Origin of the sequence: Neochlamydia sp. AcF65 (assembly GCF_018342435.1) — a bacterium.
GTDB lineage: Bacteria > Chlamydiota > Chlamydiia > Chlamydiales > Parachlamydiaceae > Neochlamydia.
On sequence record NZ_JAEMUE010000041.1, the window covers coordinates 12,252 to 24,608 of the forward strand.

The 12,357-nt window shown below is 38.1% G+C and carries 5 protein-coding genes; 2 read left to right on the plus strand and 3 right to left on the minus strand.

Going from position 1 to position 12,357, the window contains the following annotated elements:
• Positions 1-833: 833 nt before the first annotated feature.
• Together dnaE and uhpC are read right to left on the minus strand one after the other, a co-directional pair.
• Positions 834-4,583 carry a DNA polymerase III subunit alpha gene (gene dnaE / locus NEOC65_RS04615; protein WP_213155921.1) on the minus strand — a complete coding sequence of 1,250 codons (3,750 nt, stop codon included), beginning with the start codon at positions 4,581-4,583 and terminating at the stop codon, positions 834-836.
• Positions 4,584-5,156: 573 nt separating this feature from the next.
• On the minus strand, positions 5,157-6,509 hold the full coding sequence (uhpC, locus tag NEOC65_RS04620) for an MFS transporter family glucose-6-phosphate receptor UhpC (protein WP_213151635.1): 1,353 nt from the start codon (positions 6,507-6,509) through the stop codon (positions 5,157-5,159).
• A 238-nt stretch (positions 6,510-6,747) separates the two neighbouring features.
• Here uhpC and NEOC65_RS04625 point away from each other — a divergent pair, with 238 nt between their 5' ends.
• Entirely contained in the window at positions 6,748-9,312 is a 2,565-nt protein-coding gene (locus tag NEOC65_RS04625) for an FHA domain-containing protein (RefSeq protein ID WP_213155922.1), read from the plus strand.
• A gap of 198 nt (positions 9,313-9,510) precedes the next feature.
• Here NEOC65_RS04625 and NEOC65_RS04630 read toward each other — a convergent pair whose 3' ends face one another.
• Entirely contained in the window at positions 9,511-10,668 is a 1,158-nt protein-coding gene (locus NEOC65_RS04630) for a hypothetical protein (protein ID WP_213155923.1), read from the minus strand.
• Positions 10,669-10,904: 236 nt separating this feature from the next.
• On the opposite strand from NEOC65_RS04630, the gene hisS reads away from it, so the two are divergent.
• Positions 10,905-12,353 carry a histidine--tRNA ligase gene (hisS, locus tag NEOC65_RS04635; RefSeq protein WP_213155924.1) on the plus strand — a complete coding sequence of 483 codons (1,449 nt, stop codon included), beginning with the start codon at positions 10,905-10,907 and terminating at the stop codon, positions 12,351-12,353.
• Positions 12,354-12,357 lie beyond the last annotated feature (4 nt).

Consider the following 12,357-nt stretch of genomic DNA (forward strand, 5'->3'; position numbering starts at 1 on the left):
AGCTTGATTGCATAAGTGAGCTAATAGCTGGTCTAAAGCACAGCCTTATACTAGGCTTATCACCTGTTAATGCTTATAGTCCTTTGGACATCTTAGGCTTCTTCATAACCAAAATTTTGATGAAAAGCTTTGCTTGCTAGTTGGCTACTTTCTAAGAGCAAAAATTTTTCAAAGCTTCTTTTAAAGCGATACCTCGCCATTTCGGCAAGCGATCTTTCATGATCGCTGCCAGAATTCTTATAAAGCTACCTAGCTTTATCGTCTCTTTCTAAGCCTTGAATGACTTTTAAAGCATCCTTTCTTTTTTCATCCAAGGAGTACCCCTCTCTTGGCTTAGCCTTCCTCTTCTTCATGGAAATGCTACAGGATCTATACCCTCCATAAGATGATTGGCAAGAAGCCTGGCTATCCTAAGTGCTATCTCCATGGACGGTTTTTTCCTACTCTTTAGCAGCTTAAAGAATCATCTGGCTCGCTATTCAATCATCGGCTTTATTGCTCTTGATTGGTTTAATTATTTGAAAGAACACTATAGAGTTATTCTTAAGAAGCTTAAAGGCCTCCTTACCAAAAATTCTTTTATTCTGAAGTATGGAAAAAAATCACCGTTCTATAAAGCATAGGGCGAAAAAAGATTGATTATGGGCTAAAAAGCTAGAGCCAAAAAGATCGATCTGTAAGCAAAAAGATGGATTATACCAAGAATACTTGTCTAGCCTGGTTGGGACTATACCGTAAAACAAGCAAAACTTATGGAGCCCTGCCAAACGCTAGTCCAGTCTTTCTTTTATTAGCTATGATAAGTTATATGTCAAAAAGAATAGCGCCATGATTTAATTTAAAGAATGCTTCATAATAAAGGAAAGTGTTTTAAGCTTAGATTCCAATTCAGGCGTTAAAGTTACTCCCCAACGGCTTTCAATATGTAAAATGGCATGCACATCTTCCTGGCAATGGAACTCTAATTGAATAGGCGTGGTTCCACGATGTTCTATGAATAACCCTTTAAGTTGCATAATTTGTGTTAAACGCACATTGTCCAAATCTATTTTTAAAGATAAAGTTTTAGACTCTCTCATTACCTCTCTCTTTTTTTCTAGCACAACTTTTGATTTTTCCACTTTTTTATCCCTCCCCTCTCCTATAGCTTTTGCAAAACGAGCGGCTTGTAATTTAGCCTTATCAAAAGCCCGATCGCATTCTTCTACCATCGCTTCATTAGCTTTAGTTAAATCATCGATCCATTTACAAGAAAGTCGAAGGGATTCTTCCTTTTTATCTACTTGGATGACTGCATATAATAGTTGATTTTCTTTTAACAATAAGTTTTTCTGCTCAAACAAATCAGACCATATAGGCATCTCATACCGATCCATGCCATCGCTAACCATCAGGATGGCAAACTTTTTTTGCGTTTTAGAAGAGACTCGTATTTCAGCTGTCTCTACAATCAAAGCTGCTCGGAAGACAGCATTGTGCTCTAAATTTTGAACATGGCTTAAAGGTATGCAAGAAAGGCGCGTGATAATCTCACGATAAGCATCCATGGGATGACCCGTTAAAAAAAAGCCCAAAAGTTCTTTTTCCCGCAAAAGAATATCCAAGCGGGAGGTCTTCTTTTTTACTTCGGGAGGATGCATAAAACGAGATTCGGAGGACTCTCCCATCAAAGCAAAAAGGGATAAGACGCCAGCTGAAGCTTCTTGCTTTTCTTTTAGCACAGTCTCATAGATAGGATCAATACTTTGCCTTAAGCTATCTCTCGACCAGCTAGTAAAATCAAAACATCCTGCATCCACCAAGTTTTCAATGACCTTTTTGCCCACTTTAGTGTTATCAATTCTTTTAATAAATTGATATAAGCTTGTATAAGGGCCGCCTTTATTTCTTTCTTTAATAATAGCTTCCACGACTCCTTCTCCCACTCCTTTAATGCCTGCCATGGCAAAGCGAATTCCTTGAGGAGTGGCAAAAAACGTAGCATGCGCTTCATTAACGTCGGGCTGCAAAATGGCAATACCCATTTCTTGGCATTCTCCAATAAATTTAGTTACCTTTGTTAAATCATCGCTGTCACACGTCATGAGAGCAGCCATCCACTCATTAGGGTAGTTAGCTTTCAGATAGGCAGTCACATAGGAGAGGTAGCCATAGGCAGCTGCATGGGATTTATTAAATCCATAGGCAGCAAATTTTTCCATTTTATCAAAAATTTGCATCGAGGTTTCTTCATCAATCCCGTTTTCCAATGAACCTAAACGAAATTTTTCTCGTTGCTGAAGCATTTGATCCCTATCTTTTTTACCCATAGCACGCCGCAAGACATCTCCTTCACCTAGCGAAAATTTAGCAAGCTTGCTAGCTATCTGCATCACCTGCTCTTGATAAACCATAATGCCATAGGTTTCTGCAAGAATATCATTCATCCATGGATGATCATATTCAATAGGCTCACGGCCATGCTTTCTATTAATGAAAGAAGGAATCATGTCCATAGGACCGGGGCGGTAGAGAGCTCCTACGGCAATAATTTCTTCAAACTTATCCAAATGGAGCTGGCGTGCCAAATCTTGCATGCCTGCAGATTCCAGCTGAAAAATGCCTAAAGTTTTTCCTTGGTTTAAAAGATTAAAGGTAGGCTGATCATCTAAAGGAAGATTAATCCAATCAATGGCTTTACCAACCCTTTGATAAATGGCCTTTACACATATATGGATAGCGGTCAGTGTTTTAAGACCCAGAAAGTCCACCTTTAGCATTCCCACTAATTCAACAGGTTTCATGGAAAGTTGCGTCACTGGCATATCAGAATCTTTAGAAAGGCAAACGGGTATAAAGTTAGTCAGCGGCTCTCCGCTGATAATGATGCCCGCAGCATGAATACCCGTATTACGAATAGATCCCTCTAAAGTCTTACCTATATCGATGATGCGTTGAGCATCTTCGTCCTGCTCATACATAGCCCGTAAATCTGGATCTTTTTCTAAAGCTTTCTGGAGGGTAATATTAAGGTCATCAGGTACAAGTTTAGCAATCGCATTCACCTTAGCCAAAGGAACACTTAATACCCGTCCTACATCCTTAATGGTCATTTTAGCTTTCATGGTGCCAAAAGTAATGATCTGCGCAATGTTATCTTTGCCATATTTTTGAAGGGTATAGTTAATAACCTCACTGCGCCCATCCATACAAATATCTACGTCAATATCAGGATAAGAAAGCCGTTCAGGATTAATGAAACGCTCAAAGAATAGATGAAAACGCAGAGGTTCAATATCGGTCACTCCAATCAGGTAAAGCACAATAGAACCAGCCCCCGATCCTCTACCTGGTCCTACAGGAATCCCTTGACGTTTGGCCCAATTGATAAAATCCCATACAATCAGCAAGTAATCGCTCATCCCTTTGGGAACAATAATGTCCATCTCATATTTCAAGCGCTCTTGTACAATGTCAAGGGGATCTTTATCAGGAAAGATTTCTTTGATTTTATTTAAACGTTCAGGTGTATACCGCTTAGTGATACCTTCCTCACATAATTGCCATAGGTAATTTTTAACGGCCTCGGCTTGTTCCTCTTTAGTGTAATTTTTTCCCTCAATAGCAGGGGGTAAGTAGATGGGATAATGCTTGGTTTTGAAATCAATCGATACATTACATTTTTCAGCAATTTCCAAGCTATTAGATAGAGCTTCTGGAAAATCGCTAAAAAGCTCAGCCATTTGCTGAGGAGATTTAAAATAGCATTCATGAGAGGGATAAGTACGACGTTTAGGATTAGGCACGCGAAATTTTAGATTGCCGTACGAGTCTTTTTCCCACATTTCAGTAGGCTCCCCAGACTGAATATTAAGTAAAATCTCATGCGCGCGCCAATCAGCGCGTTCAATGTAATGGCTATCATTTGTAGCCACGACCTTTATATTAAGCTCTTTTGATATTTCTATAAGAGTAGCGTTAATTTTTTCTTGTTTTTGTATATAGTCTTGGTAATATTGCTGAAGCCAAGTTTCTTGATGCAGGCCATCTTGGCGAATATCTTGATCTGTCATCCGATGGCGCTGTAATTCAAGATAATAATCGTCTCCAAAGAGCTCTTGATACCAACGGATTTTGCTCATTAAGCTATCTTTTGTGCCATTCAAAGCTTCATAAGCGATTAAGCTACTTTGGCAACCTGATAGGCAAATCAATCCTTCACTATGAAGCTTAAGAACTTCGTGATCGATGCGTGGATGGTAGTAAAATCCCTCTAGATAACCGATGGAAGTTAACTTACATAAGTTGTGATAACCAGCTTTATTTTTAGCTAAAATAATTAAATGAAAATTAGTACGTGCTCCATATTCTTTTTTTTTGTCGAATCGCGACTCGGGTGCAACATAAAACTCACAGCCTAAGATGGGTTTAACACCCACATCTTTACAAGCCTTATAAAAATCAATGGCCCCAAACATGTTACCATGATCTGTTAAAGCCACTGCAGGCATATGAAAAACAGCTGCTTTTTTGGCAATAGCATGCACATCAGCAGCAGCATCTAAGATGGAAAATTGAGAATGGACATGTAAGGGAACCCACATAAATATAATCTATAGCAATTATTTAAGAATTTAGGTTCAAGTATACCGTATCTTATGAGATCGAGTAAACAAGCAAATAAAAGGCTATCAGAAATTTAGCAAGGAGCGATTCCTTTTTGGCTGCTTGGCCTTGTAAATAGGATGATGGCTTAAACTCCTTGTAAGAAGAAAAGCAGGAAGAATGATAGATAAAATCCTTTGAAAGCTAAAATTTATTCTCTAAAAAGGGACTGAGTTCTTTTTCAAAGCGCTTGCTAATGAATTTATAAAAACCTACTTAAAAGAGCCCAAATTTTTACGGTTACTTCTAAAGTAGGAAGGTTAATGATAAAAAAGCTTTTTTATCTTAGCAAAAATCCATGCGAGTAAATGAACAGCCAGATCTTCTTGCATCCTACTTCCATGTTCTGGCCCTCACATTGTTTTTTTTTATTCGCTCAATTTCTTGCTCTTAACACGAAGCTTATCCAAGAAAAGGATCTTCCACAAACACGCATGGATAAAATTTTCACGTTTTTAATAAACCAAAAAAAAACAATTCCATTTAAGAAATTTAAAGGGGAAGAATTTCTGTTAGGAACGGCTTTTTGCTGTCACCAGTTTTTTGTTTTCACTAATCGCCCACAAAGGGAGAAGTAAAAGAACAGCTATTATACAAGAAATTCCTAAGCACCAAAAAAAGCCATCCCATCCCATTTCCTGGGTAACCTTGCCAAGAGGATAGCCTGCAACAGCAGCTCCCATATAGGCAAATGTGCCTGCAAACCCGGTAGAAGAAGCTGCAGCCTTCTTATGAGAAAGCTCAGCGCATGCTACCCCAATCAACATCTGCGGGCCAAAGATAGCAAAACCTATTGTAAACATGGCTGCTGAATCTACTAAAGGATAACCTGCGGGGACAAACCAGAAGAAAGCAATGGCAATAAACATAAGTACAGCAAAAAGTACATTAACGGGTCCTCTTTTAGCAGCGAAAAAATAGTCAGAGGCCCACCCTGCTGCTAAGCTGCCAAAAAAACCACCCACTTCGAATAAGGAGACACAGCCATTGGCACTCAGCTGATTATATCCTTTGGTTTCTATCAAATAAAGGGCAGTCCAATCATTAATCCCTGTACGAACAAAATAGACAAAAAAATAAGAAATAGCTAGCATCCAAATGTATTTATTTTTTAAAACATACTCCACTAAAACTTCACGCGCTGAGAGCTGTTCATCCTCTGCTTGGCTACCATTCCCGGAATAATCGTTGCGAAATTTTTCTATAGGAGGTAGCCCTAAAGATTGAGGAGTATCCCTTAAGCGATTAATTAAATAAAAACCTCCTAGAATACAAATCATTCCAGGCACATACATAGCGGCTCGCCAGCCACCAAAATAATATGCGCAAAATCCTACAATCCAAGGGATTAAAAAAGCGCCTACATTGTGAGAAACGTTCCATGTCGACCACCATGAGCCTCTTTCTGATTGAGAATACCAATGAGTTAAAAAACGTGCACATGGCGGCCAACCAAAACCTTGAAACCATCCGTTTAGCCCCCAAAAAATGGCAAACAAGAAGAGGTTAGAAGATAAGCCAAATAAAATATTAATTATGCCTGTAATAATAAGGCCAAAAGCCATAAAGTAACGAGCATTTGAGCGATCGGAAATAATGCCACTGGCAAATTTGCTAAAGCCATAGGTGATGGAGAAAATACTTGCTAAAATTCCTAGCTGGCTTTTATCGAATCCTAATTCAGCAATAATGCCAGGCATCGCAAAAGTGAAGCTTTTACGGGTAAAATAATAAAAAGCATAGCCTATAAACATGGAATATAAAATTCGTATACGCCAATAATTATAAAGATGCTTAACTTTTTCTTGATCTTGAATTTCCGGTAGATAGGGTGCAGGCCTTAATAATCTAAGCAACCAATTCACGCAATGCTCCTAAAAATTTAAATGATTTTTTGAAATTTTCACTGTTTTGATAGATAAGGATTCTTATAACGGGGGGATCAATTTTACACAAGCGCAACATTTTATCAGCAGCTACGCTATTAATCCAATTAAAAATTTAGTTAACAATAAATTAGATTGACCTTAGCTGCCAGATATGCTAGAAATGCAGCTCATAAAATTAAATTCTACCATCTAGGATTTTTAAAAATAAATAATAATGATAAAAATTACCGTAAATCCGCATGAGAGCCCAATCGTTAGCATTTTTGACCAAGAAACCATAATTATTGGTTCAGGTACAGGATCTATGAAAGCTGATCTAATTCTACCTGATGCGGCTATACAACCTATTCATATAAAAATTGTACACAAAGGGCAGCAGTGCCAAGTGATCAATTATGCAAATGACCCTTTTGCAACTTTAAATGATGTGCCTTTTGGTAAAAAAAGTATAAAAGAGAGTGGCATCTTACAGGTTGGGAGCCATCTTATTCAGATAGAACTCAAGTATGTAGAATCTGTAAAAGAGGATGATAAAACACTTTCTTCTATAAATGAGCCTTTAAATGTTACGCTAGAAGGGCTACTTGAATGGCAAGCTTTGGAAAGAAAGCTCCCCCTTCCCCCTTCTTCTATCTCTGAAAACTCTTTAAAAAGCTCAAACTTTATCTCTAATCCTTCCCTTATGTCCCCTCAGGAGAGTAGCAAATTTCCTCTTCAAGAAGAGGTTAGCTTGTTGGAGCAGAAAAAATGGGCAAAGAGCCAGCTTGAGGAAAGGGAATTAGAAGATTTAATGCATGAAATTGAGCAATTTGGAATCAAACACTTTAAAGAAGAGAGCTTGTCTACCTATTTAGCTAGTGAAAAAGATAGCTCTTCCCTCTTTTTGCAAGAAAAAATTGAGGTAGGGAGCTTAGGTAACCAAACGCAAGAGTCCTCTTTTTTGCAAGAAGATCCAGTCGATCACTTTCCTACTCTCCCCACCATGCTTGCGCCAAAAAGCCGCCCTGAATATCAAGTAGGTGAATTTGACGATGAGGGCGAAACTTGGAATACAGAAAAAGAAGAAGCAGCGGTTACAGGGGTAAAAATTGAAGAGACAAAAAATCTTATTGATTGGAAATTTCTTACGACTCTTGTCATGACTCTTTTATTTATCCTTGGACTTGTCGCTGGCGCTCTTTATTTTAATATCAGTGCCAAAAATGAAATAGAAGAAATGAAAGCTGCAGAAGGTGTGGCTGATATAGCTATGGCGCTTAAATATGCTCAAATACATTATATTAAGCCTCAAAAAAAGAATTGGTCCGATCCCGAATTTATCAAGAAGAGCCTTGCTCAAGTCATTCCTCATGACTACCCCTCCTTAACAAACATCGATCAGCATGGGCATTTGAATGAAACCTCTTACTCTTTAAGGATTTATACGAGTACCGATTTTTCGCAATTTCTCGTTATCGCGCAACCAGCACCTAGTGTCCTTCAATCATTAATTCCTAAAACTGCTATTGTCATCGATTCTAAGCTCATGCAATTGCGGAAAGTTGCTGACATGAAAACTCTTAATCGTTTATTGGTGAATTCCAATAATTTAGATAATTCTAATGCGGTGGAAGTAACAAATCTTGTGAAACAGGGTAAGCTAATTCTTTTAAGCACACTGGCTCAAAAACGTAAAGCCCCAGACTTCTCTCCCCCTAAAGCTCTCATCCTGCTTCGCCCTGGGGCAGAAAATTATATTTACAATGCACCTCGCTATTACCAATTAGGCGAAACGATCATCAAGCGTGCTATCCAATTGATGCAAACACCAGGTAATGTGCATGAATTATCCCGCTTAAAGCAAGAAATAAGCCTTCTATCAAGGATGTCAAATATGGTGCTTTATTTTTCGGACGGGATTCAACTTACCTTGGAAGCTCAAAAAGCCATTGCAGCTTTTACTTCTCCTGGGAGCTTTTTGACGGCCTACTTAAAATTTAATCCTGAGGGCATGATCCTAAGTAGCCATCTTATCATTGATGATGAAAGCTCACCTAAAACTTTTAACGATTCGTCAAAAGTTGCTAGCTCTACCTTGCCTGCTGATCATGAATTTTTGGTAGAGCTGGACTCTAACAACCCCCATGCTCTTTCCTTAAACATTCATCCTTTGTTAGCAAAATTAAAATATTTGCGCCAATCACGCGAGGAAGTGCTTACCCCTCTTAAAAATCAAATGATCAATCTTATAAAAGAAAATAGTGAGCATCCCACGGAAGAATTTGAAAAAAAAGCTAAAGATTTATTTCAAAAATATTACACCTTAGAGCTAGAACAAAGACATCATCTGATTCAATCCATCCTTCAATTGACAGAAGAATATCCCTTAATGCCCGTTAAAGAATTCAAAAGCTATCTAGAAAAGGCGGGCTTAAGCCATTTAAAGCTTAATGCCATTCATCATGATCATCAAGCCCTTTTGCAAAAATATAGAGAAAAAATAAAACAAGCGGAAAACATGAACGAACTTGCTACCTTAGTCGATGCTGTTACCTCTTGGCTCGTTATAAAAAACTTTAGCGATCTTGACGAGTTAGAAATGGATCAAAAAATCATCAAAAACACCCTAATCTCTCAACTGAATTTCCTGCTTTTTTCCTCCCATCCTCGGCCTTTATCTTTGCTAAATAATGAAGAACAGGCAGCGGCACTATTTAAGGTTTTAAAATTTTGTACTTTAGACACCTCTGATGATGAAAAATATTATATGGATGAGCTTGAAAAGTTAAAAAAATCTTAAAACTTTTTCCATAGGCCTATAGTAGCCTCTACAGAAGCGCTGTCTCTATCCTCTAAAAATAGATCAGCTCTTTAAAAGCGGATCTTTTTCTTTAAAGGCAAGTTTTTACTTTAGCGAGCCTGCTTAAGAAAGAATTAAATTTTGCCTTTAATTTATAGGCCTAATTTTTTAAAAAGGTAGTGAATTTAAGCCTCCTTTTTAAACCTTCCACTCTTCCTCTTCCGCCTCAGTCATATTTTCTGAAGAAGATGAATGGGAAGAAGAGCTTTTTACCTGTTCTGTTTTTTTAAAAAGAGCTTCCATTAGAGGAGAACTAGACTGGGGTTTGCTAGGCTTTTCAGTGGGTTTAATAGAGGTAAGCTTTTTGCCTTCTATAATTTGTTGCATAAGGGCTGCCCTATCGATGGGTTGCCCTTGGGAGCTATTCCCTTTTTTAACTTGTGTAGCCTCGTGAGGATAATTTTTTTCTTTTTTAACCGCAAAGGTCGGCTGGCTATCCTCTAAGTTTATTGGCTGGCTGCTATCTTTTGGGCTTCCCATGTCTTCTTCTACCTCTTCTTCCTCTTCGTCAGAATCATGCATGGCTAATCGACGTTTCATGAGGTGCTCTACGATGTCGTAATCTTGCTTCTTTACTGTTTCCTTACTTAATCCTGAGGAAGAAAGCTTCTGGTGAGCCACCGATTGAGTAATCTCCGTGGTTTTCAAAAAAGATGGAGGGGGAGGAGCAGTAGGAATAGCTATGCTAGTCTGCAGGCTATCTTTTGTTTGTAAAGAGGGAGGAGGAGGTGGCGCTAAAGGAACGTTGCTAGCTAAACTTTCTTCGCGCAGGGAAGATGGTGAGGGAGTGAAGGCTAATTCTTGGGCAGTAGGCTCCTTTACTGAATGGGTTTCAGGAGGTAAAGAGATATTTGCTTGCTCTTCTTGTTTTTGCATACCCCTGGTTTTTTCATCGTCTGGGGGCGAAGCTGTGATTTCTTTTGCTAGAAGTGGCGAGGCCACCGGTGGTGCCCGAAGACCTATTAAAAAAGAGATAGAGCCTTCCTTTACCTCTACTTGACCAGAAATCCAAGGCCTAACAAGCTTTTCTATGCTTCTTGAACCTCCATTTATTACGGAACTATTTTTTATCTCTCCTTTGTTTTCCGCTCTTGTGAAGATGGATTTAACAAGATTTATGATTTTAATCACATGGTTATTCATCCGCTTAATAAAATCACTCTCTTTTCCTTTCATGGCTGCTTGTCGGTGAGAAGGAATATGTACAGCTGGATCTTTTTTTTCCTTAAAAGAAGCTTTTTCTTGAGTTAAAAGCGCAGCTTTTGGATCAAAGCTAGGAATACGAAAATCATTCATAAATCTCTCCAAACATTACCATTTATAAAAGCTTAATTAAATTATTTTATAAAAATTAAACCATCTAAATTTATTATAACATAATTCATATATTTTAATTAAAATTTATTAATTTTAGATAACAAATGAAGATTAAACAATTGAAGTAATCAAGAAAAAAAGAATCATTCATTCTCTCTTTACGCTTTATTTCCTATCTACTATACTTCGCCCACTTAATCAGGAGATCTTTTACAATGACCATTCCCTCAGCACCCGGCGTGTTTGATATTTTGCCTATAAGTATAGAAGAGCCTTGGCGTAATTCCTACCTATGGAATTATATTGAAAATATTATACGGGAGACTGCTACCTCGTATGGTTATAAAGAGATACGTACTCCTATTTTTGAAAGAACTGAACTGTTTATACGAGGAGTAGGTGAATCAAGTGATATCGTCTCCAAAGAAATGTATACCTTTCAAGATAAAGGAGATAGATCTCTTACCTTACGCCCTGAAGGAACAGCTCCTGTCATTCGAGCTTTTATTGAGCATCAACTTCATACTCAAGCCCCTATCCATAAGATGTTTTATATAGGGCCTATGTTTCGTTATGAGCGCTCTCAAGCTGGGCGTTATCGTCAGCATCATCAATTTGGTGCTGAGGCAATAGGAATTTCAGCGGCAGAGCAAGATGCCGAACTTATCGATTTAGTTTATAATGTCTATCAAAAATTGGGATTAAAGAATCTACAGGTTCATATTAATTCTTTAGGCAATCCAGAAAGCCGCAAATTATTTAAAGCTTCTTTGCAAGCTTATCTAAAGGGCCGTTATGAGCAGTTATCTAAGGATAGTCAGCGGCGTTTTACCCTCAATCCGTTAAGAATTTTTGACTCTAAAGAGCCTCAAGACCAAGCCATTATAAAAGATGCTCCTCATATATTAGACTTTTTAGACGAAGAGAGTGCCAAACACTTTGCAGCAGTTAAACGCCTCCTCAATAAAATCCACATTCCTTATTCTATTAACCCAAGGCTTGTACGTGGCCTTGATTACTATAATAAAACTGTATTTGAAATTACTTCTGGCGAGTTAGGCGCTCAAAATAGTGTAGGAGGAGGAGGTCGCTATGATGGTTTAATGAAAACTTTGGGTGGACCCGATCTGCCTACTATAGGATTTGGAACGGGCCTGGAAAGAATTTTACAAACCATGTTAAAGCAACAAACTTGGATCCCACCTGCTCCGGCTTTAGAGGTTTTTCTTATCCCTCTGGGAGAACAAGCTAAAGAAGTGTGTTTTTCTCTTTTGCAGGACTTGCGTCTCCATGGCATTCCTAGTGACATGGATTTGAGCGGTAAAAAATTAGCCAAGGTCATGCACTATGCGAATCAGCTACAGGCAAAACATGTGGTCATTATAGGGGAAGAAGAGCTTAAAAACCAAGAAGTTAACCTTAAAAATATGCATTCAGGAGAAAGCGTAAAAATTCCTTTAAACAACCTAGCAAAAATCTTAAGGCTTGATTTTAAAAATGAGGATTTTTTGAAATTAATAATGGATATTAGTCAATCTTTAAAAAATTCTCACGCTGTGGAATTTTTTATCCAGAAACTAGAGCATAAAGTAGAAAGCACTCAAGAAATGGTAGAGGGCCTTAAAGAGACAATGTTAAAAATGAAAAAAATTACTGATTGTTAGAGGA